The sequence below is a fragment of the Succiniclasticum sp. genome, assembly GCF_056977735.1.
Genome location: NZ_DBMCWA010000002.1, coordinates 105,472 through 128,107 on the forward strand (window position 1 = coordinate 105,472; position 22,636 = coordinate 128,107).

Here is a 22,636-nt window from a genome sequence, read left to right on the forward strand (position 1 = left end):
ACGATTTGGATTCATTAGCATATTTCAATTTTGAAATATTTGTGAAATTCATATGAAAACAAACAGTTTTTGCATAAAAAAGCACCGGCCCATTCACGAACCTTATAATTAAGAAAGGAGGGATAAGGAAGAATAGCCGGTGCGATTGAAAAAAGATATTCTGTTTTACGTAATCAGCAATACTCTGTTACTTATAACGACTTACTGTCCGCCAATTTACTCTTCGTCCGGATTGACTTTCAGGGCGCCGCCCTTGTTTCGTTTTTGCCACAGGAAGCCCAGTGCCAATACCGCAATGCCTGCGATATCGGTCATGGTTCCCGGAACGATCAGGCACAGACCGCCCAGGAAGAATACTATGCGCTGTAATACATTCAGCGGATGCTGGCAGAAACCGATCATGGCCAGAGACAGGCCCCACATGCCCAAAATGGCAGTAACCATAGACAAAATTACTGTAAACGCAGTGGCATTGATCATCAGCAGCTCCGGAGCCAGTACGAAAATGTAGGGCACGATGAACGCCGCAATAGCCAGTTTCGCCGCATTAACGCCGGTCTTCATGGGATTGGCGCCGGCGATACCGGAACCGGCATAGGCTGCCAGGGCAACCGGAGGCGTAACGTCTGCCACGATCCCGAAGTAGAACGCGAACATATGAGCTGCCAGCACCGGTACATTCATCTGTACCAGAGCGGGAGCCGCAATGGTGGAAGTGATTACATAGTTGGCCGTGGTAGGAACACCCATTCCCAGAATCAGGGAGGTGATCATGGTAAAGAACATGGCCGGAAGCAGCTGTCCGCCTGCCAGATCCAGCAACGCGGTAGCCAGTTTCAGGCCTACGCCGGTCTTGGTTACGACACCGATGATGATACCGGCCGTGGCGCAGGCGATCAGTACGCCCAGCACGCCTTTGGAGCCGTTAATCAGGCCGTTGACAAAATCCCTGGGGGTAATGCGGGTGCTCTTACGCAGGCAGGCACAGATGATAGTCAGGGCAATGGCATACAGCGCTGCCCGCATGGGAGTGTAACCGGTAACCAGCAGATAAACGATGATGATCAGAGGGATCGCCAGATGGCCTTTTTCCCGCAGCAGTTCGCCAAACTTCGGCAACTCTTCCCGGGGCGTACCCTTCAGACCGTATTTTTTCGCTTCAAAGTGAACGCCGATCCAGATGCCGGTGTAATACAGCACCGCCGGAATCACAGCCGCTTTTACTACATCAATGTAAGGAACGCCGACAAATTCCGCCATCAGGAAAGCCGCCGCGCCCATAACCGGAGGCATCAGCTGGCCGCCGGTGGAAGCCGCCGCTTCTACCGCGCCTGCAAACGCCGGACGGTATCCTAACTTTTTCATCATGGGGATGGTGAAGGAACCGGTACCCGCTACGTTAGCAACAGATGAACCGGAAACCGTGCCCATCAGGCCGGAAGACAGAACCGCAACCTTGGCGGGCCCGCCCACGGCCCAGCCTGCCAGCGCGTTGGCCGTATCGATAAAGAACTTGCCGAGACCGGTGGCTTCCAGATACGCGCCGAACAAAATGAACAGGTAAATGAAGGTGGACGATACGCCCATGGGCACACCGAAGATACCTTCTGTGGTAAAGTACAGGTGGCTGACCAGTTCGTCAAAGCCGACACCGCGATGCGCCATAATGCCCGGCATGTAAGGACCGGCAAAGGCGTACGCCAGGAAGACCAGGGCCACCGTGATCATAGGCCAGCCGACCGTACGGCGGGCTGCCTCAAATACCAGAATGATACCCAGGATACCGACCATGATATCCGTCTCGGTATTCATACCGGCACGCAATACCAGCTCATCGTATTCAAAGAAAATATACATCGTTGCAAACACACTGAGTACTGCAAACACTAAATCAACAGGATGCATAGATTTTTTCGACCAACTGGCACGGGCCGGGTATAACAAATAAATCAGCGCCATACCGAAACACAGATGGATGGTACGCTGCAGATGCGCGTCCAGTACCCCGAAGATACCTGTATACAGCTGGAAGCAGGCAAACAGGATGCAGATGGCAGAGATCACATATCCCCAAAACCCGTCCGGCTCCCGTTTGTTGGATTCTTTATCAAATTTCTGCATCACCTCTTCAGCAGACATCTCCGCCGGAGCGGCAGTTGTTTTCTTTTTCAAATCGTCCACAGGCTTCACCGCCTTTTCTAAAAAATAGTAATGTAACCGATGCTTTAAATGCCAAGACTTCGCTTATCAATAATTACCGTCATGTTTTAATCAGTTTGCCAGTAACATCAGCCAGTATTGATACCGTTTTATCACTTTAACTTCTACCAACGTCCCCTGCCCGTAAAGTAAGCACAGGTCGTAGGTCTTATCCTTATGGATAATTTTCGGCATAGCCTGCACAGCTGTCCGGAACGTCAATGACCGGTATGGCCGGTTCATTTCCAAATCGAACTTTCCGTCCTTCTCCAGACTGGTGAATTTTCCTTCCGCAGGATCGTAGGGCAGTCCCACCCCCAACGATTCATACGTTGTATGGGTCATGGTCATATCGTCCACACCATTGACCCGGAAATATTCATCCACAGGAGTCTGCTGCACCGAATGCTTGTAATGATAATGCCATTCCTCCCCTTTGGTTACCGGGAAGGAACAAACGTTTCGTTCATTTTCCGGAAGTAAGACTACCAGCAGCTGATCACCGTACCAGAAGAAAGCAGCCGCTATAATAAACAGCAGTAATACAAAAGACGGACGTTTGTAAAAAGACCGGGCCCCGGTGGACGCCGGAGTCCGGTCTGTAGTTGTGTGATCCATCAAAATTACTTCTCGTTGAAGAATTTTTCTGCGCCGGCATTCAGTTTAATAGACATACCGTCTTTACCGGTTTCTTTCGTGATATTCTTGGAAACGTTATGCGCTGCTTTCATACGGTCCAGGTTGCCATACAATGCTTTTACGACAGCGTAACCGGTATCGGCATCCATCTTATCGGTAACAGCCAGCATGCATTTAACGGCAACAGCAGCGGTATCCGTTTCAACCTTGTTGTAGGTCTTGGCCGGAATGGTAACTTTGGTGTAGTACGGATATTTTGCAATCAGCTTGTCGGCAATGTCGGCGCCTACGCTTACCATTACCACATCATGCTGGGTTGCCAGGTCCTGGATAGCAGCAGTCGGGAAACCGGCTACTACGAAACCTGCGTCAACGTTGCCGTCTTTCAGAGCGGAAGCCGCTTCGCCGAAGGACAGGTACTGAGGTTTGATATCTTTATAGGTAATGCCTGCAATATTCAGAATCTGACGGGCATTTGCTTCGGTACCGGAACCGGCAGCGCCTACGGCAACTCTCTTGCCTTTCAGGTCAGCAACGGTTTTGATACCGGTCTTTTTCGTGGTAACGATCTGAACAGTTTCCGGATACAGGGTAGCCAGGCCTTTCAGAGATTCAACTTTTTTGTCCTTGAACATTTCCGTGCCGGTTGCGGCATAGTAAGCAATATCGTTCTGGATGAACGCAATGTCAACTTTGCCTTCCTTCAGCAGGTTTACGTTGGCAACGGAAGCACCGGTGGACTGGGCGGAAGCATTCGCGCCTTTCAGGTTCTTGTTCAGGATGTCAGCCAGCGCGCCGCCTAACGGATAATAAGTACCCGCGGTTCCGCCGGTAGCAATGTTAATGAATTTTTTGCCACCGTCAGCAGCCGGTTTCGGAGCATCTTTCTTTTTGTCTCCGCCACCGCAGCCAGCCAGTACGGAACCGATAACCGCAAAGGCCATCAAGAACGCCAAAAATTTTTTCATAGATAAATCCCTCCCTTTTGCTTACAGCAAAAAATACATAGTAATGCTAATTTAATTCGCATTTGAATATGTTTTCTCTGTTTCTTCGAAAAATCCTGCCTGTACAAAATTTTTTTTTATAATTTAAAAAAAAAATATTGTATACAAAATGACAACAGACCCTTTTCTATTAAAAAACTTTATGCTAAAATAATACTGTTTTTAATAATATCTGTCATAATATCAGAAAAGGATGTGTAAGCAAATGAACAATGTACCCGTTTACAAATTACGGTTAGCCCGTACCCTGTACAATAATTTCTACCGTGCCCGCCTGCAGGACGCCAACGGAGAAGACGCCGGCCAGCTGCTGATCGTTCCCGGCCTTCCCCTTGACCGGAGCCAGCTTCCTGAAAACGCGCCTGTTGCCGATCCGTACCTGCTCGTTATCGTTGAAGACGCCAACATCAACAAAAACAATGTAATTGATTTTGAAGAAGGCGTATCACGCGCCGTTCTGGCAAAATTTACTACAGAGACCACTTCTTTCAAGCATTGTGAATTTTATTATCCTTCTCCTGCTTTTTATTTTGCCCAGGAAGAAGAATAAACACCGCAGCGTTATAAAAACTCCGACCGGATGGAACCGGCCGGAGTTTTTTCTTTTCTCATGATATAAATATGATATGTACTTATCAGCAGGTATGGCACTTATCGTACAGGCCGGCTTTTTTCAGGACCCGTACGGCAGTCTCGCCGATCTGGGCTACCGTGTCCGCCACTTCGATGCCTGCGGCATGCAGGGCTTTGATCTTATCATCGGCTGTCCCTTTTCCGCCGCTGATAATCGCGCCTGCATGGCCCATCCGTTTGCCCGGAGGCGCCTGCCGGCCACTGATGAAGCCGATGACCGGTTTCTTCATGTTAGCCTTGATCCACTCGGCCGCTTCTTCTTCCGCCGTGCCGCCGATCTCGCCGATCATAATGATCGCTAATGTGTCGTCGTCTGCGTTGAAAGCTTCCAGCGCCTCAATGTAATCCATGCCCTTGACCGGGTCACCGCCTAACCCAACGCAGGTGGTCTGGCCGATGCCGGCCATGGTCAGCTGGTAAGTGGCTTCGTAGGTCAGGGTGCCGGAGCGGCTGATGACGCCTACGTGGCCTTTTTTATGGATATACGTCGGCAATAAGCCCAGACGGCATTCGTCCACCGTTAAGATACCGGGGCAGTTAGGCCCTAACAGGCGGGTCTTCTTCCCTTTCTTATAAGCCCGGACTTTTACCATATCCTGTACCGGGATGTGTTCGGTGATGCAGCACACAAAATCCAGTTCCGCATCAATCGCTTCACAGATGGCGTCCGCGGCGAAACGGGCCGGAACATAAATGACCGAGGCGTTGCCGCCGGTAGCTTCCTTCGCTTCTTTTACCGTATTGAATACAGGGATCTTGCCCAGCACCTTTTCCCCTGCTTTACCCGGAGCAACACCGGCCACCACGTTCGTGCCGTAGTCCAGCGCAATCTTGGTATGGAAAGTAGCCTGACGGCCCGTAATGCCCTGTACAATGAGTTTCGTATCTTTTCCAACAAATACTGACATCTCTTACGCCTCCTTCCCTTCCGCTTTCTTCGCTTTCAGTTCCGCAGCCAGCTTCACAGCCAGCTCTGCGCCCTCTTCCATTCTGGGAACCGCATGAACCATGGGAAGGTTGGCTTCTTTCAAAATACGGCGGCCTTCTTCATGATTGGTGCCGTCCAGCCGGGCAATGACCGGAACACGGAGGCCTACCACTTTAGCCGCTTCCACGATACCGCCGGCAATGACATCGCACTTGTTGATGCCGCCGAAGATGTTTACAAATACACTGTGCACCTGGTCGTCAGACTGCATGATGCGGAAGGCTTCCGCAATTTTTTCTACCGTACTGTCGCCGCCTACGTCCAGGAAGTTGGCCGGTTCGCCGCCGTAGAATTTAATCATGTCTACCGTGGCCATGGCCAGGCCGGCGCCATTTACCATGCAGGCTACGTCGCCGCCCAGATTTACATAGGACAGGGATGCCTTGGCCGCCGCTCTTTCCTTCGGGTCTTCTTCCGCTTCGTCGCGCAGCGCCTCAATTTCCGGATGACGGTAGATGGCAGCATCGTCAAACTGCAGCTTGGCATCCAGCGCCATCACTTTATTGTCTACCGTCACCACCAGCGGGTTGCATTCCGCCAGGGTGCAGTCTTTTTCCACAAACAGGTTGTAGAGATCCATCATGCATTTCTGCGCTTTGGCGATGACCTTATCCTTGAATTTCATATTGTAGGCCATCCGTTTCGTCTGGAACGGCATCAGCCCGATAGTGGGATCGATGTATTCCTTGAAGATACGGTCCGGCATTTCCGCCGCCACCTGCTCAATCTCCATGCCGCCTTCGGCGCTGCCCATCATGACCACGTTCGCAGTTTCCCGGTCAATAACAAAGCCCAGATAATATTCTTTTTCGATGTTGCTGCCTTCCTCTATCAGCAGACGGTTAACCATTTTCCCTTCCGGACCGGTCTGGTGGGTTACCAGCACTTTACCCAGAATCTGGGAAGCATAGTATTTTACCTCGTCAATGTTGTGGGCCAGCTTTACGCCGCCAGCCTTGCCGCGTCCGCCTGCGTGGATCTGTGCTTTGACCACGGCGATGGGTGCATCAAAGTCTTTGGCGATACGGGCCGCTTCTTCCGGACTGAAGGCCGGACTGCCGTTGGGTACGCTGATGCCGTACATCTTCATGATCTGTTTTGCCTGATACTCATGAATTTTCAAAATGGTGTCCCTCCTTTATAATTGCCTCTTGACTTGAAAGACATTATTAGAAATATTATCATATTTTTTACTTAAAATGTCAATTGTTTTTCGTTATTTAGTGTATGCTTTTTGCCGACAAACGGTATTTATTGCACACTTATTACTGTGCCGGAATTCGGGCCGCATTGGATTGCAGCTCCAGACTGCGGACCGAAATATTGACCCGCTGTGCCTGCATTCCGGTCATGGACTCCACTTTGTTTTTTATTTTCCGCTGGAGCAGCCGGGCTACTTCAAATACCTTGACGCCGTAATACAGATTGACCTCCACATGGACGGACAGACCCTTGTTATCTGTCCGGCGGCGGACGTGGATGTAATGGATCCTTGCCACGCCTACCATACGCTGCACGATCAGGTTGACGATATCCTCAATTACATAATCGGAGATCAGGATCGTACCGTAATAACTGAACGCAGGGCGCACAATGGAGCGGCTTTCCTGACGCACATTTTTATTTTTGGAAAAAATATTGTACGGCAGGTTAGCAAAAAAACCGCTGAAGTGCTGCTTCAGTTCCACGGTAGGCACGGGCACAATGTGTTTCCCGTAACGCAGTCTGGATTCATGGGCTTTTTTGATTTCCTGTTTGGATGCGATATCGGTAATGTAAATCGTCTTTAACGGATCGGGCAGCACCAGCCGCGCCGTAATTTTGTTGATCATACGATCTGATGTGGCAATGATCAGGATACGGCGGATACTGGAACGGGCCAGCGCTTCGCGAACCTCCGAAGCATGACTGTCTTCATAGAAAATGGCCCGTTTTACGGCCTGCACCCGGTTCTGTTCACTTTTTGCCGAGGTCCCCCCCAGTATCTTCGTGCCCTGTATCAAAAGGCCGTCATCAATGATGGCATCACAATGATACTGATGGGCCACACCGATGGCCCGATGACTTTTGCCCGAGCCGCTGGCGCCTACAAACGCTATGACTTCCATAACACACTCCGCTGATTATTTAGCGTCCAAATAATACCAGACGCAGTACTATATCCCTGTTTACAAACCAAACCTGCTGATAAATCCCTGCACGTTATCCTTTAACACGCGCCACTCTTCCAGTTTTTCCGGAAAGCGTCCCGCATTGCCGTGATAATCGCTGCCGCCGGTTACGAACAGGTTACGTGTCCTGGCAACGTGAAGCCAGAAATCCTGTGCTTCTTTTTCTATCGCGGAAGGATGGTACACTTCCAACCCGTCATACGGCAGCGTATCCAGCAGCCGCAGCGCCAGTTCACGGTCCCCGATTTCTTCCGGATGAGCCTGCACCGCAAGCCCGCCGGCCTGATGGATCAGCTCAACGGCTTCCGGCGGCGTCATCTTGGTCTGAGGCTGGTATGCCGGTTTTCCTTCCCCGATGTATAAATCGAACGCTTCCTGCACGGTGCTGACGTAGCCCTGTGCCACCAGCGCACGGCCAATATGGGGACGCCCTACGGCGCGGTGTCCTTCTTCCGGAACAGGAACCTCCACATCCATCCCCATTTCATGCAGCCGCTTTATGATTTTTTCCAACCGGCTTCTCCTGGCTTCCCGTACATCCGCAAGCCGTTCCAGCAAATGTGCGTTATGCTCATCCATACCGTAACCCAGAATATGTACCTGCCTGTTTTCCCAGCGGGCGCTGAATTCCACACCGGGAATAAAACCGATACCAGCCTTTGCGGCAGCTTCTTTCATTTCCGGCAGGCCTTGTAACGTATCGTGATCCGTCAGGGCCAGGACCGTAATGCCTGCCCCTTTGGCCAGATCCGCCAGTTCCTGCGGCGTATACACGCCGTCAGAATAGGAACTGTGTATGTGTAAATCTGCAAAGACGCTCATGATCAGTACCTTCATAAATATTACAGCGAACGCGCATATTCAATCAGCGTAGCCGCACCGAAAGCCGTACAGCCTTCCGGCAGGTGTCCTTCTGATTTCTTTGCCGTCGATGTTCCGCCGATATCCAGATGGGCCCAGGGAGTTCCCCTGTCAACAAACTGACCGATGAACACACCTCCTGTGATCGTACCCGCCGGACGGCCTGCGCTGTTAATAATATCAGCACATTTGCTTTTCAGCATCTCTTCCGCTTCTTCCAGAACCGGCAGCTGCCACCATGCTTCGCCCACGCGGTGTCCTGCTTTTCTAATCTCCTCTGCCAGATTGTCGTTGTTGCTTACGATACCGGAAGTATGCTCTCCCAGCGCGATGATCACCGCCCCGGTCAGCGTGGCGATGTCAATCACTTTTGCTGCCCCCCTGCGGCAGGCATACCAGACCGCGTCAGCAAGTACCATCCGTCCTTCCGCGTCGGTATTATCCACTTCAATGGTTTTGCCGCTGGCCGCCCGTATAATATCGCCGGGCCGCTGGGCCGAACCGGAAGGCATGTTTTCCGCGCAGGCCATCACCCCGATTACATTGACGGGCAGCCGTAACGCAGCAATGGCTTCCATGGCTCCAAGCACCGCCGCTGCGCCGGTCATGTCATCCTTCATCTCGCCCATGCCTTCAGATGGCTTGATGGAAATACCGCCGCTGTCAAAGGTAATACCCTTGCCCACAAATGCAACATACGGTTTATCCATGCCGTTGGCATATTTCAATATGGCCATCTTCGGGCTGTGCACGCTTCCCTGGCCCACTGCGAGGATTGCTCCCATGCCAAGCTTCTGCATTTCCTTTACAGACAACACTTCAATTTCCATATTATATTTTTCAGCAGTCCGGACCGCTTCCTTTGCCAGTGTTTCCGGATTGATCACATTGCCGGGTTCATTGGCCAGATCCCGGGCATGGCAGATAGCATTGCAGATTGCTGCAGCTTCTTTTAAAATCGAAGAAGCATGGGGAATCGCATTTACAACCGTAACCGTCACCTTTGCTTGTTTCCCGGCGTCACTCTTATATTTGTCAAACGTATAGCTGCCCAACAGCAAGCCTTCTGCCAGCGCCTTCAGGTAATGGCTCCGCTTTGGATTTATCAACAGAGGCGCGGCAGCAACGGCCTGTTTGATTTTACATTTCTGCAGTTCCCGGGCCGCATTTCCCGCCGCAATGCGAAGATGGTTCGGCGTGCACGCTTTGCCTGCGCCGATTCCTGCGAAGATCAACCGGGTAAAACCGTTTTCCGTTTTCAGCAGCAACGAAGTAATGCTGCCCGTGTCCGTGAATCCGTAACCCTGGGTTTTGATCTGATATGCAACCGCGTCATAAAACACGTCCGGCAGCGCCAGCGTATGAATGTGGTCCGCACATTCCCTGCAGAGGAACAGGACCACCGCCTCTGCCTTTCCGTACCGTTCTGCCGTTTCTTTTCCGCTCTTCAATGTAATCAACTGTGCCATAGTTTTCTCCGTGTTCTGTCAGAATAGATTATTATTCATCCGGCTGTGCATACCTGCGCAGCACCACAACGCTGCAGTCATCTGTTACTTCTACTGATATGTTACCGCGTTGACCAGATTTTCCAAAAATGTTTTCCCGTTTTGCCGATCCAGTTCCAGATCGCTGACCAGCACGCGCCGCACATAAATCTTCCGTCCGTCTTTAAAGTAGCTGCTTGACGAATGAATTACGTATGGCACCCCTTCTTCCATGCCAAGATAGATCATGATGTGTCCTTTTATAGAAAGAGGCGAACCCGGTTTCAGCTTACTCAATGCCTGCAGCCGTTCCTCCCGGTCCATACCGGTAAAGTCCGTTACCGTCCCCGGCATTTTGACAAGCATTGACGTATTGCGGGGCAGTTCCAGTCCCATAGTCCGGTACACAGATCCCACCATGGAGGAACAGTCCACACTGTGCATGGCGCCGCCCCAGCCGTATACAGAACCGTAAAACTTAAAGGCCTGCCGGATCACCTGATCGGACGTGTACGAAAGATATCCGCGGTGCAGATTTTCCTCTTTGGCCAGCCAGACCTGTTTTTCTTTCAGCATTCCCGTCTTACTGTCTTTATAGGGAAGCAGCACCTGCCAGCGGCTCTTCTTTTCCTGTAAAAGCTGAATCTTTGCCCCCATCAGATGGAACACGTCGTCCCCATTTACGCTTGTATAAAAATTCCTGCCCGTGACCACGAGGAAATCCTGCGGATCCGCATACCGCATCCACTGCTCCCTGGTACAGGGTGCAATATCTTCCCGGGCGATCCATCCAAACAGATTATACAGTCTTACATAATAATATTTTTTATCTTTCGACTCATGCAAAATTGCTACCGGTTCCCCTGCTTCCAGTACGGAATCCTGCACGTTGTCGTAATATACATCTTCGGGTTCATCAAATAATCCTTCCGCCAGAGGCAGGTTGCGGATCAGCGCATGCCGCACCGTCACCCCGTACTGTACCGTTACCGTTTCGTCCCCAGCAGGCAGCTTCGCCAGATCCAGATTCTCCCGTATCGCTTCTTTTTCTGTTTCCGTTACTTCTTTTCCTTTCCGGTATACGGTTCCCTGCATGGCCCAGGTATTACTGATCCAGGGCAGGAACTCCTTCACCTGCATTTGATCCGGCAGGCTTTTCATATCCGTAACATGCAGCTGCCCGTCGTAAATTTTCCGGTTAAACTGCTTTATCTCTTCTTCGTCCAGAATCACCTGGTCGCCCGCATTGTTATTCAGAATCCAAAAAGAATCCTTCGTCAGCTCTCCTGTCTCAACAATGCCGGCCAGGGCAACCGATGAAAAAAGAAATAAAGAAATACAAGCCACCGCAAACGATCTGCCCAGCGTCTCCTTAATTATGTTCATACAGAAATATCTGTCTCTGCTCATTTTCTGCTCCGATTCTGAAACCGCCTCTGACACGCGGCCTTCTTTATTCATTATAACCCATAAAAAAAACGTATTCAATAACCTTGCGGCTAAAGAATACGCTTAATTTAATCTGATCCCGGCACCTGCCTTTCCCGAGTTCTCCCAAAACAGGTCAGGCAGATGTCTGTATCAGTTTGTGATAAGATTATAAACTAAAACGGTTTGAAATGCAAACTTTTTTCAAAATTTGACATGTACTTGGAACTGATTACTAATAAAACAGTAAATTTTTAAACAGAATACCGCAATAATTGTCCGGAAGAAGGAAGCAGGACTCTCTTCCCGCTGCCTTTCGAAACGCGTATCAGATCAGGCCGTTCTCTGCCAGAATCGCTTTCATCTTGGCCAGGGCACCTTCGGTCATGGGTGTCAGCGGCAGACGGGGCGCGCCTGCGTCAATGCCGGTAACCAGGGTAACGGCTGCCTTTACCGGAATCGGATTGGTTTCAATAAACAGGGAATTCGCCAGCGGCACCATCCGCTTGTTGATCTCCGCCGCTTCTTTTACGTTGCCGCTTTCATACGCGTTCATCAGATCCTGCAGGATCCCGCCGCCGATGTTGGACAGAACGGATACTACGCCGGTAGCGCCTACGGATGCGAACGGCAGCAGCAGACCGTCGTCGCCGCTGTAAATGGTGAAATCAGCGGGCAGCAGGCGGTACAGTTCCGCAACCTGGGCTACATTGCCGGCTGCTTCTTTAATCGCTACCACGTTCTTGAAATCTTTGGCAATACGGGCTACCGTTGCAGGCGGAATGTTTGCCGCAGTGCGTCCGGGAACATTGTATAAAATGATGGGCTTTTCCGTGCATTCGGAAATCGCTTTGAAATGCTGGTAATAGCCTTCCTGGGTCGGTTTGTTGTAGTACGGGCCAACGATCAGGAAACCGTCTACGCCGATGGCGTCCGCAATTTTCGTGGTCTCAACACTGTTGGCGGTGTTATTGGAACCGGTACCGGCAATAACGGGAATGCGTCCGTTGACCTGTTTTACAACGGTTTCCCAGATTGCTTTTTTCTCTTCCATCGTCATGGTAGCCGCTTCACCGGTAGAGCCGGTTACCACCAGCGCGTCAGTGCCGTGGGCAATCCACCATTCCACTAACTGTTTCGTTGCTTCCAGGTTCAGGCTGCCATCCGCAGCAAAGGGGGTGATCATCGCGGTCAATACGCGGCCAAAATACGGATTCTTCATAACTATCCTCTCCTTTTTTAATTCACTTTAACATAGTGACGCTATTCATAAAGTCTGGCATCTCTTTTTCAAACCCAGCCGTTTTTGATCATGCACTCTGCAATCTGCAGGGTGTTCAGGGCAGCGCCCTTGCGGATCTGGTCGCCCACTACCCAGAAGTTGAAGGTATTGGGGTTGGAGAAGTCGCGGCGCAGACGGCCTACATAGCAGTCATCCTTATCGGATGTATACAGCGGCATGGGATAAATCTGCTCTTCCAGGTTGTCCTGTACCTGTACGCCCGGGAAGTTCTCCAGGGCTTTGCGCATGTCCGCCAGCTCCAGATCATGTTCAAATTCTACATTGACGGATTCGGAATGGCTGCGGTACACCGGCACGCGAACCGTGGTCGCAGTAATGCGCATATCGTAATCGTCAAAGATCTTCTGGGTCTCGTTCACCATCTTCATCTCTTCCTTGGAATACAGGTTGTCCAGGAAGACGTCAATCTGCGGGATCAGGTTGAAGGCAATGGGATAATGTTTCTTCAGGCTGGCGGAAGGCAGGATGTGCGGAACCATCTCGCGGCCTTCTGCGTATGCTTTGGTCTCATCCGTCAGTTCGTCAATGCCTTCCTTGCCGGCGCCGCTGACTGCCTGATAGGTAGATACGACGATCCGTTTGATGCGGGCCAGATCGTACAGCGGTTTCAGCGCCATGCACATGATGATGGTGGAACAGTTGGGGTTGGCGATGATGCCCTTGTGTTTCAGAATCGCCTGGGGGTTGATCTCCGGAATGATCAGAGGCACTTCCGGATCCATGCGGAAGGTGCTGGAATTGTCGATGACAACAGCGCCTGCTTTTACAGCGATGGGCGCAAACTCTTTGGAGATGCTGCCGCCGGCGAACAGGGCGATATCGATGCCGTTAAAGGAATCTTCCTTCGCTTCCTGCACGGTATAGGTTTTGCCTTTAACCGTAAGCTCGGTTCCGGCGCTGCGGGCGGAGGCCAGCAGGCGCAGTTCCGCAAAGGGAAAATCCCGTTCTTCAATCAGTTTCAAAAACTCCGTGCCAACCGCACCGGTGGCGCCTAAAATTGCTACATTGTACTTCTTCATGCCAACTGCTCCTTTTCCTTATTTATAAAATGATTAAAATTAATCCAGGATCTGATCCAGGCCGTACACCAGCCCCTGATAAGAACCGATCTTCTTGCAGGCCAGCGCCACACCCGGCATGTAGCATTCGCGGTTTACCGGGTCGTTGATGATCTTCAGGGTCTCGCCCTGGCTGCCGAAGATGACTTCCTGGGATGCAACGTAACCGGGCAGACGCAGGCTGTGGATGCGGATGCCTTCGATGTCGCCGCCCCGGGAACCCGCCAGGGTCTCTCTTTCATTGGGATGGCCCTGCTTATGGGCTTCCCGCACTTCGCAGATCTTCTGCGCCGTCAGGATCGCCGTGCCGCTGGGGGCATCCAGCTTCTGGTCGTGATGCTTCTCGATGATTTCCACATCTTTAAAATATTTTGCCGCTTCCGCTGCCAGTTTTACCATGACCACCGCGCCCAACGCAAAGTTGGGAACGATCAAGGCCGCCGTATTATTTGCTTCCGCCAGCTCTTTCACCTCCGCCAGCCGTTCCGGGGTAAAACCGGTGGTACCTACCACGGCACGCACACCTTTTTTCAGGATGATACGCAGGGAATCCATGACCACGTCAGGACGGGTAAAATCCACTACTACGTCCGGCGTAACCGCTTCCAGCGCTTCAGCGATACCGGTAAACACCGGTTTACCGTCCGGCAACGTTTTTCCCGCTGCGCTGATATCCACACCGCCCGCCAGTTCCAGTTCGTGGTTGGCAGCCACCATGCGGACCACCTCGCTGCCCATGCGTCCAAACGCACCATTCACTAATACTTTGACCATAACAAGCCCTCCCGTTTCTCCTTAAATTTAAAAAGGTTTTGCATCGTTGTCTTATTATTATATTATATACTGTTTTTGCAACGTTGTCAGCCGTTTGGCCCAACAATTTGATATTTTCCCATAAAATATTTCTATATGTTGTGCAAACAAGAAAAGCCGTTGAGAATTATCCCAACGGCCAGCATGAATTATTTTACATAATAAAATACTTTAGTTGAGATAGCTCTCCGCTGCCCCGGCATACGCCGCACCGCAACGACAGTCCTGAAATTATTTACTTCAGGCCCAGCTGCCACATCCCGCCGGATGCAACGCTTCGGCGGCAATCCCTTTCCCTTACTTCCACGATGCCTCTCCGCAAGGTACTCTTACTTGCCGCGCCTCTATCATTGTTATTGGAAATATTATATGTTAGCTTGTTTTTCTTGTCAAACAAAAAGACTGATTTTTCCCCTGTTTGCAAAAATCGCTTCTGTTTTTGCTGTTTTTGGAAAGTTTGTTACAGATATTAATAAGTTTTCACTTTTCCATAAACCATTTACTTTCATCGTTGAACAGCGATATGTGCTATTATTTACTGATTTCCGTCCGTCCTTCACCTTTTCAGCAGATCCTCGGCAGTCCTTCTCCCCGCAAGGGTAACACTTTACGGTAACTGCCCAGCGCCGTTAACAGGTAGACACCGGTTCCTTCTGTTACTTCGCCGGCAACTACGGCGTCTTTGCCGTAGTTTGAACTTCGCAGTACCGCCAACACTTTTTCTGCTTCTGCCTGCGGCACTGCCACAAGCATCTTGCCTTCGTTCCCCATGGTCAGCGGGTCCAGCCCTAAAATGCCACTGAGTCCTTTCACTGCTTCGCTGACGGGAAGTTTCTCCTCTTCCAAATTGATGCGGCAGCCGGACGCTTCTGCCAGTTCAGTTGCAACCGTTGCCAGTCCGCCCCGGGTGATATCGCGGATCGCATGGACATCAACACCGGCATTCAGCACAGCCTGCACCATATGGTTTAGCGGCGCGCAGTCACTCTGCAGCGAAGTTTCCATTTGCAGGCGCTGCGTTAAAATCGTTGCATGATGGTCACCCAGTGTACCTGTAATAATGATGGCATCGCCCGCTTTCAGGTTGGCGGCAGAAATCCTGCAGGCAGCCGGACGCACGCCAAGACCGGCCGTGTTGATATAAACCCCTCCGTTCCCTTCCAACACTTTTGTGTCACCAGCCACGATTTTTACGCCGGCTTCTTCAGCCGTTGCAGCCATGGACGCCACGATTTTCTCCAGCGTTTCCGCTTCCAGGCCGGTTTCCAAAATAAAGGATGCCGTCAGATATAACGGTTTGGCTCCCATGCAGGCCAGGTCGTTGACGGTGCCGCAGACAGAAAGTTTTCCGATATCCCCGCCGGGAAAGAACAGCGGCTCCACCACAAAGCTGTCGGAAGTAAAGACGGGGCTCCCCTGTATCTCAGGCAGCACTGCCGCGTCTTCCATTTTATTTAAAATTTCGTTTTGAAAAAGGGAAGCGAAGATGTCGTGAATCAGTCGTGACGTTTCTTCGCCGCCCGCCCCGTGACGTAATGCAATTTTCATATTGTTCCGCCTTCCCTGAACGTTATGCAGCAGGTTCCTTCGCTGCTGACCATGCAAGCCCCGACCGGATGCTCCGGCGTGCAGCGTTTGCCAAAGTGAGGACATTGCGCCGGCAATTTTTCTCCCAACACTATTTTACTGCAAAGGCACCCGGGAGGTACAGCGTCCTGATCCAAACCATGGCTGCCCGCATCAAACATTTTGTATTCTTCTTTTATATACAAACCGGAACCCGGTAGCAATCCGATTCCCCGCCAGGTTGCATCGCCGGCCTCAAAAATTTCATCAACCATTTTTTGCGCCGCCGCATTCCCTGACTGCTTCACTACGGAGGGATATTCATTCCACAGACCGGCGTGTCCTTTACTGCTTTCCAATACCAGACGGACCATGGCCCGCAACAGTTGCGGTTGCGAAAAGCCGCCGATAACCATGGTCTCGCCAAATTCATCCGCCAGTTTTTGAAAGGGTTCGCTGCCGGTAATGACAGCCACATGCCCCGGACACAAAAATCCGTCTATCCGGCCCTTGCTGCACAAAAACGATAAAGCCTGGGGCATGGTCTTTAAGGCAGTCAGAAACTTTATGTTTTTTAGATTATTATCTGCTGCCATTTTGATTACCGTCGCCCACACCGGCGCCGTGGTTTCAAAGCCAACAGCAGCTAAAACAAACGTCGTTCCCGGTTGCGCTTTTGCTTTTTCCAGCATTTCTTCCGGTGAATAGAAAAAATCCGCCGCGCCGCCCTGATCCCGGGCTTCCGCCAGTGACATGTTGCTGCCCGGTACCGCCAGCATATCCCCGAAGGTCATCACCCGGCAGCCGGGAGTAAACGCATAATCCACCAGCTTGTCAATGTAGGACGTGGGCGTCACGCAGACAGGACAGCCCGGGCCGGACACCAGCGTAATCGTTTCCGGCAGCAACTGCCGCAGCCCGGTGCGATATAACGCCGAAGTATGGGTTCCGCACACTTCCATCAGCTTCAGCGGACGTCCTTTATACTGTTTTAAAAAAGCTGCCAGTTCCTTTTCGCGCACGGCAATCTTCTCCCGTATAATCTGTTTGAAATAAAATCGTATTACATTACAGCTTTCCAAGCAAAAAGCAATTGGATTTTCACTCCGATTCGTTTAAGAATCTTTAAGCATTAGCCTCTGCGGTTGCGCTTTCCAAATCCTGGAACAGCGCGATCCACTCTTTTGCTTCTTCCGTTTCCACTTTCTGGATCGCCATACCGGCGTGCACCAGCACATAGTCGCCGGGCTGCACGGACACCATGGAAACATTCACCGGCACAACCGAGCCGGTAAAATCAACGCGGGCATGATTGTTTTCAATTGACAAAACTTTTCCCGGATACGCTACACACATGATGAACTCCTTAACATTCCGTAATACGCCTGACCCAGGCTGATGCCTCCGTCGCCGGAAGATACTGCTTCATTATAATAAACCTGAAATCCTTTTTTCTGTAGTTCCCCTGAACACTTCTCCAACAGAATCCGGTTGGCAAAGCATCCGCCTGCCAGTGCAACTTGCTTTACTCCCATACGTTCCGCCATGTCTATTACCATGTTGACAACGGCATAATGAAAGCCCCAAGCGGCGGCACAAATAGCTTTCCGTTCTCTTTTTACCTGTAGCAATGCGTTCCATAAAGGTGCCGGATCGTAGAGAACTTTTTCTAAAGCAGTATCATTTCTGCCTGCATTTATAGTTTCGCTGAACTCTCTATCATTGCTGGTTTTACTATCTTCATCTGATTTAGCCAATTCTTTCGCAAACGCAAGCGGAAGCGGCTTTATCTTTTCCACCAGTGCAACGCGCGCCGCTGACTCCAGCGCCATGGCGCAACGCCCCTGATGGGAGTTAAAATCCGCCAGTCCCAACAGGCTTGCCGCTGCATCAAACAGACGCCCCATGCTGGAGGTCCGAATTACATTGACATTTAACTGCAACGCTTTCTGCACGATTGCAAAACGTGGATCGCTACTATGCAAACCGGCCGCTGCCAGATGGCATAACGCGGTCTTCCATGCCTGCTGCATAGAACCGTCCCCGCCTAACATGGCAATCGGTTTTAAATGACCCACTCTTGTAAAATCTTTACCCTCGCAAAGCAAAAACTCTCCGCCCCAGACGGTTCCATCAGTACCAAACCCGGTGCCGTCGAAACACACCGCCAGCACTTTTCCCATCAGCTGATGCTCTGCCATCACCGCCAACGCATGGGCGTGATGGTGCTGCACCTGATAAAACGGCAATCCTTTTTTCTCAGCAAATATTTTTCCCCATTGCGCCGTTGCATAACCCGGATGCAAATCGCCCACAACGGCCTGCGGTTTTATGGAAAGAAGTTCTGTCCAGTCCTGCACAGAATCAGCAAAAAACTGTTCCGTCTTTTCCAGTGATATATCCCCCGGGATTTCAGCCGGGAAGAATTGTCCCTCTGCTGTCAGGCAAAAGCCCGGTTCCATCTGGGCTCCAAGAGCCAGAATACGATTGTTTTTACACGCAGCATCACCGTTTGTCTCCGGATCCGCCTTAGCCGCCGGTTCCGGCATATACCCCTTCGTGCGGCGCAATACCTGTACCCTTCCATTTACAATCCGTGTTACCGAATCGTCAGCCGGGCGCAGGATTTCCCGTTCATAGGTAAACAGCGCGGCAATATTATTGTGCTCAGCAAAAAAATGCTGTGCTTCCTCATCTTTATAAATGATCGGCTGCCCTGTATAGTTGCAGCTGGTCACGACAAAAGGAAAGTCTGCATCCAGTTCGCTGTAAAAACCCATGGATGGCAGGAACACGCCCACCTGATTGGAAACGTCCGTAACGTTATCCGCCAGCCAGGCTGACGCATCTTGTTTTTTCTGACACAATACAATGGGCCGGGCAGCTGACTGCAGCAGTGCTTTTTCTTCTGCAGATACATAGCAAAACTTTTCCGCCAGCGCTACATCCGTTACCATCACGGCAAACGATTTTGACATTCTCTTTTTCAAATCGCGCAGACGCGTTACAACTTCCGCCCTGTCTGCACGGCAAAGCAGATTGAAACCGCCTACTGCCTTGACCATGATGATCTGTCCCTGCTTCAGCAATTCAACAGCGACGGCAATTGCTGTTTTGTCTTGCACCTGCCTGTTTACTGATTTGGAAGCCATGTAATCGTTTCCATAATCATCTTTTACAACACACTGCAACTGCGGCCCGCAGTGATAACAGGAAATGGTTTCCCCATGCCCGCGGCGGTTCTGCATGTCGTTGTACTCTGCGGCACAATCGTCACATAACGCAAACTGATCCATCGTTGTATTGACACGGTCATACGGAAGTTTGCGGATCATCGTGTAGCGCGGTCCGCATTGCGCACAGGAAATATAAGAGTAACCCTGCCGGCGATTGCCGTTTTCTTTTAATTCCTGTAAGCAATGCGGACAGATACCGATGTCAGCAGAAACAGCTTTTACCTCGTCGCTTTCCGTGCTTTCAACAGAAACAAACTTCTCAAACTGCTGATGTGAAACGGTTTCACACAAAAGTTTTTCAACTCGCACCGGTGGTTCTGCTTTATGCAAACTGTCGCATAACTGTTGTATATCATCTTGGAGTCCCGTGGCAACAATCTCCACATGGGTTCCTGCATTACGAACAAAGCCCGTCAGCTTATTTTCTTTTGCCAAACGACAAACAAGGGGACGGAAACCGACCCCCTGCACTTTTCCGTATACAGTTATTGCAACAGTAATGCTATGTCTCATGGTAACTTCAAAACCCTGCCCGTTGTTTCAGCCAGGCTGCAGCTTCCGCATATCCTTCCCCGGTCTTGCCGCTGACCTTGAACACCGGCGCCGTTTTATTGAGATGCCGGATGCCTTTCATGAAAAACTCCTCGTCAAAATCAACATAGGGCAGCAGATCAATTTTATTCAGTATAATGATATCCGCCTTTTCAAATGCCAGCGGATACTTGTAAGGCTTGTCACTGCCGTCGGTCACACTGACCTGCAGCAGCTTGATATCTTCCCCGATGGAAAACTCCGCCGGGCAGACCAGATTCCCTACATTTTCAATAAACAGGATGCCGGGCTTGTCAAACGGCAGCGCATGAATGGCGTTGTGTACCAGCGGCGCGTCCAGATGGCAGGCGCCGAAGGTATTGATCTGGGTGGCTGCTATGTTCTGCTTGCGCAGCCGTTCCGTATCGATGTTCGATTCAATATCCCCTTCGATGACATAGCCGGGCACATCCAGATGCTTCAGCAGGTTTTCCAGCGTCGTGGTCTTCCCCGCTCCCGGCGCGCCCATGATATTCACAGCAAAGATTTTATGTTCTGCCAGATGTTCATGAACATGCTCCGCAATATGGTTGTTCCGTGCGTGAACGTCCACCATCACGTCCGCTTTCATCATATGCATTGTTACTGATCCTCCACTTCCAGTTCCACGCTTTTTACATAAAACTCTTTCCCGATTTCCGTAGGGCTTCCGTCTCCTCCGCAGAAAGGACATTGAAAGGAAAACCGTTTCCGTTCAAATAATTTACTGCAAGCATCACAGCGCAGCTGCGGTTTCACGCCCTCGATGAAAAGCTGCGCGCCTTCACAGAGCGTACCTTCCGCTATCACATCAAAATACATCTGGATGGACTCGCCGATAAAACCGGAATCCTCTCCAACTACCAGGTCAATGCGGCGCACACGGCCGTTGTTCTTTCTGGCCGTTTCCGAAGCGATATCCACAATCTGAACGGTAACGGGATACTCATGCATGAATTGCTCCTTATGTTTCGCCTGCTGCAGCCCGGACACGATTATCCGGTGCTCAGGCTTTTACCTGCTGCAGCCTGCACATTTTGCTTACATTGTCAGGCTTTTGCCTGTTCTGCTGCGCCAGCCGCCTTCTGGGCTGCGGCTTTTTTTGCCTGGGCCGCGGCAATAGCCGCTTTCTGGGCTTCCGTCAGCACTACCTGGGGTTTGGGCGGAGGCGGCGGTCCCTGCAGCACCTCTTCTGTTTTTTCGGTAGCTGGCGCCGTATACTCCGTGTCCATGGACAGGCACTTCTTCGGACAGTTGGTCACGCACTCTTTGCACTGCACGCAGGCAAACCGGTTGATTTTCCAGGTGCGGGCGTTCCGGTCTACCGTAATGGCGTCCGACGGACAGTTCCGCATGCACATGCCGCAGAAGATGCAGTTATCAATATGATTGATTACCTTGCCCCGGTCCGCTTCATACACTTTTCTCGGTTCAAACGGATATTGACTGGTTGCCGGCGGTTTAAACAGATTGCCCAGCATCTCGCTGGCAAAAGACAGAAAACTCATCGCCAGACCTCCTCGTTTTATAGTAAATAATCAGTGTTTGCAATATATTTCAGCAAAAGCGATCCTGCCCTGCTGCTCTTTTTTTATCTTTCACAGCAGCTGATACACGGATCGATGGTCAGGATAATGTTCGGCACATCCGCCAGGTCGCAGCCCTGCAACATTTTTACCAGCACCGCAATGTTTGCGTTGGTCGGCGTACGCAGGCGGAACCGTTCCAGATTTTTGGTCTTGTTTCCTTTTACGTAATACACCGCTTCGCCACGGGGCTGCTCCACACGGGTAAAATGTTCCGCTGCAGGCGGGAAGCCTTTCACCGGTACCGCAATGTCACCGGCCGGCATGTTTTCCACACAGCCTTTGATAATGTCCATGGACTGGTACAACTCCAGCAGACGGACTTTGACGCGGGCGAAGCAATCGCCTTCAGTAGCAAGAACCGGAGTAAAGCCCAGCTCTTTATAGGCTCCCCCTTCGTCACCCATCCGGTAATCCAGCGGCACGCCGCTGGCCCGGGCGGTAGGACCTACGCAGCCCAGCGCCACCGCTTCGTCATAGGTCACCGTCCCTACACCTTTCAGCCGACCCTGGATCGTTTCGTCATTCAGGAAGATTGCCGCCACGTCGTCAATCTCTTTCTTCAGCGCATCCAGCCGCTTTACAATCTCTTTTAATTCAGTATCGGGAATGTCCCGGCGCACACCGCCCACCTTGCAGACAGAGAAGATGACCCGGCCGCCGGTGGTCTGTTCGATAATATCCAGAATCGTTTCACGGATACGCCAGCACTGCATGAACAGGCTTTCAAAGCCCAATGCGTCGGCGCCCAGCCCGGCCCACAGCAGATGGCTGTGGAGACGGGAGATTTCATGCCAGATGGTCCGGAGATACTCTGCCCGCTTAGGAACTTCAATTTCCATCAGCCCTTCAATCGCCTTGCTGTAACCCCAGCCGTGACCAAAGGAACAGATGCCGCAAACCCGTTCCGCTACATATACATATTCCTGGAAACCGCGTTTTTCCACCAGTTTTTCCAGACCCCGGTGGACATACCCAATGGAAGGAATCGCTTTTACAACTTTTTCATCCTTTAATTCAAGGTCGAAATGGATCGGCTCCGGCAATACCGGATGCTGGGGCCCAAAGGGTACAACTGTACTTTTGCCCAT

The 22,636-nt window shown here is 51.2% G+C and carries 21 protein-coding genes and 1 riboswitch; of the genes, 1 reads left to right on the forward strand and 20 read right to left on the reverse strand.

The annotated features are described in order from the left end of the window. Positions 1 to 216 precede the first annotated feature (216 nt). From ACZOWY_RS01690 to ACZOWY_RS01700, 3 genes are all read right to left on the reverse strand, one after another. Positions 217 to 2,139 (reverse strand): TRAP transporter permease, encoded by a 1,923-nt coding sequence (locus tag ACZOWY_RS01690; protein ID WP_484392546.1) that lies wholly within the window; start codon positions 2,137 to 2,139, stop codon positions 217 to 219. Positions 2,140 to 2,271: 132 nt separating this feature from the next. Further along, positions 2,272 to 2,817 (reverse strand): DUF1850 domain-containing protein, encoded by a 546-nt coding sequence (locus tag ACZOWY_RS01695; protein ID WP_484392404.1) that lies wholly within the window; start codon positions 2,815 to 2,817, stop codon positions 2,272 to 2,274. A gap of 5 nt (positions 2,818 to 2,822) precedes the next feature. Beyond that, entirely contained in the window at positions 2,823 to 3,806 is a 984-nt protein-coding gene (locus ACZOWY_RS01700; protein ID WP_484392409.1) for a TAXI family TRAP transporter solute-binding subunit, read from the reverse strand. A gap of 244 nt (positions 3,807 to 4,050) precedes the next feature. On the opposite strand from ACZOWY_RS01700, the gene ACZOWY_RS01705 reads away from it, so the two are divergent. Continuing rightward, positions 4,051 to 4,395, forward strand: coding sequence for a hypothetical protein (locus tag ACZOWY_RS01705; RefSeq protein WP_484392413.1), 345 nt, complete (start codon positions 4,051 to 4,053; stop codon positions 4,393 to 4,395). 85 nt (positions 4,396 to 4,480) lie between these two features. On the opposite strand, the gene sucD is transcribed toward ACZOWY_RS01705, so the two are convergent. The 17 genes from sucD to ACZOWY_RS01790 form a co-directional block, all read right to left on the reverse strand. Next, positions 4,481 to 5,386, reverse strand: a complete 906-nt coding sequence (sucD, locus tag ACZOWY_RS01710; RefSeq protein ID WP_484392418.1) for a succinate--CoA ligase subunit alpha — start codon at positions 5,384 to 5,386, stop codon at positions 4,481 to 4,483. Positions 5,387 to 5,389: 3 nt separating this feature from the next. Next, the gene (gene sucC / locus ACZOWY_RS01715) at positions 5,390 to 6,589 is read right to left on the reverse strand and encodes an ADP-forming succinate--CoA ligase subunit beta (RefSeq protein ID WP_484392424.1); all 1,200 of its coding nucleotides are present in this window, start codon (positions 6,587 to 6,589) and stop codon (positions 5,390 to 5,392) included. Between the two features lie 142 nt (positions 6,590 to 6,731). After that, the gene (locus ACZOWY_RS01720; RefSeq protein ID WP_484392429.1) at positions 6,732 to 7,574 is read right to left on the reverse strand and encodes an Asp23/Gls24 family envelope stress response protein; all 843 of its coding nucleotides are present in this window, start codon (positions 7,572 to 7,574) and stop codon (positions 6,732 to 6,734) included. Positions 7,575 to 7,634: 60 nt separating this feature from the next. Further along, positions 7,635 to 8,474: a PHP domain-containing protein gene (locus ACZOWY_RS01725; RefSeq protein WP_484392434.1), complete on the reverse strand. Its 840-nt coding sequence runs from the start codon at positions 8,472 to 8,474 to the stop codon at positions 7,635 to 7,637. 5 nt (positions 8,475 to 8,479) lie between these two features. Further along, positions 8,480 to 9,967, reverse strand: coding sequence for a leucyl aminopeptidase (locus ACZOWY_RS01730; RefSeq protein WP_484392439.1), 1,488 nt, complete (start codon positions 9,965 to 9,967; stop codon positions 8,480 to 8,482). 90 nt (positions 9,968 to 10,057) lie between these two features. Further along, positions 10,058 to 11,371 (reverse strand): SH3 domain-containing protein, encoded by a 1,314-nt coding sequence (locus ACZOWY_RS01735; RefSeq protein WP_484392444.1) that lies wholly within the window; start codon positions 11,369 to 11,371, stop codon positions 10,058 to 10,060. A 370-nt stretch (positions 11,372 to 11,741) separates the two neighbouring features. Beyond that, positions 11,742 to 12,635: a 4-hydroxy-tetrahydrodipicolinate synthase gene (gene dapA / locus ACZOWY_RS01740; RefSeq protein WP_484392449.1), complete on the reverse strand. Its 894-nt coding sequence runs from the start codon at positions 12,633 to 12,635 to the stop codon at positions 11,742 to 11,744. A 68-nt stretch (positions 12,636 to 12,703) separates the two neighbouring features. Continuing rightward, a complete protein-coding gene (locus ACZOWY_RS01745) occupies positions 12,704 to 13,735 on the reverse strand; it encodes an aspartate-semialdehyde dehydrogenase (RefSeq protein WP_484392451.1) in 1,032 nt (343 codons plus the stop codon). Between the two features lie 39 nt (positions 13,736 to 13,774). Next, complete coding sequence (dapB, locus tag ACZOWY_RS01750; protein WP_484392452.1) at positions 13,775 to 14,548, reverse strand: 4-hydroxy-tetrahydrodipicolinate reductase; 774 nt, start codon at positions 14,546 to 14,548, stop codon at positions 13,775 to 13,777. Positions 14,549 to 14,760: 212 nt separating this feature from the next. Continuing rightward, positions 14,761 to 14,942: riboswitch (Lysine riboswitch) on the reverse strand. Positions 14,943 to 15,151: 209 nt separating this feature from the next. Continuing rightward, the gene (gene hypE / locus ACZOWY_RS01755; protein WP_484392453.1) at positions 15,152 to 16,135 is read right to left on the reverse strand and encodes a hydrogenase expression/formation protein HypE; all 984 of its coding nucleotides are present in this window, start codon (positions 16,133 to 16,135) and stop codon (positions 15,152 to 15,154) included. Continuing rightward, positions 16,132 to 17,175, reverse strand: a complete 1,044-nt coding sequence (gene hypD / locus ACZOWY_RS01760; RefSeq protein ID WP_484392454.1) for a hydrogenase formation protein HypD — start codon at positions 17,173 to 17,175, stop codon at positions 16,132 to 16,134. The genes hypE and hypD overlap by 4 nt, the downstream gene beginning before the upstream one ends. A 103-nt stretch (positions 17,176 to 17,278) precedes the next feature. Beyond that, positions 17,279 to 17,509: a HypC/HybG/HupF family hydrogenase formation chaperone gene (locus tag ACZOWY_RS01765; protein ID WP_484392455.1), complete on the reverse strand. Its 231-nt coding sequence runs from the start codon at positions 17,507 to 17,509 to the stop codon at positions 17,279 to 17,281. Next, on the reverse strand, positions 17,500 to 19,902 hold the full coding sequence (gene hypF, locus ACZOWY_RS01770; protein WP_484392456.1) for a carbamoyltransferase HypF: 2,403 nt from the start codon (positions 19,900 to 19,902) through the stop codon (positions 17,500 to 17,502). Before hypF ends, ACZOWY_RS01765 begins: the two co-directional genes overlap by 10 nt. 7 nt (positions 19,903 to 19,909) lie before the next feature. Continuing rightward, on the reverse strand, positions 19,910 to 20,560 hold the full coding sequence (gene hypB, locus ACZOWY_RS01775; RefSeq protein WP_484392457.1) for a hydrogenase nickel incorporation protein HypB: 651 nt from the start codon (positions 20,558 to 20,560) through the stop codon (positions 19,910 to 19,912). Between the two features lie 2 nt (positions 20,561 to 20,562). Continuing rightward, complete coding sequence (locus tag ACZOWY_RS01780) at positions 20,563 to 20,913, reverse strand: hydrogenase maturation nickel metallochaperone HypA/HybF (RefSeq protein ID WP_484392458.1); 351 nt, start codon at positions 20,911 to 20,913, stop codon at positions 20,563 to 20,565. A 95-nt stretch (positions 20,914 to 21,008) separates the two neighbouring features. Then, positions 21,009 to 21,467: a 4Fe-4S dicluster domain-containing protein gene (locus ACZOWY_RS01785; RefSeq protein WP_484392459.1), complete on the reverse strand. Its 459-nt coding sequence runs from the start codon at positions 21,465 to 21,467 to the stop codon at positions 21,009 to 21,011. Positions 21,468 to 21,550: 83 nt separating this feature from the next. Continuing rightward, complete coding sequence (locus ACZOWY_RS01790) at positions 21,551 to 22,636, reverse strand: hydrogenase large subunit (RefSeq protein WP_484392460.1); 1,086 nt, start codon at positions 22,634 to 22,636, stop codon at positions 21,551 to 21,553.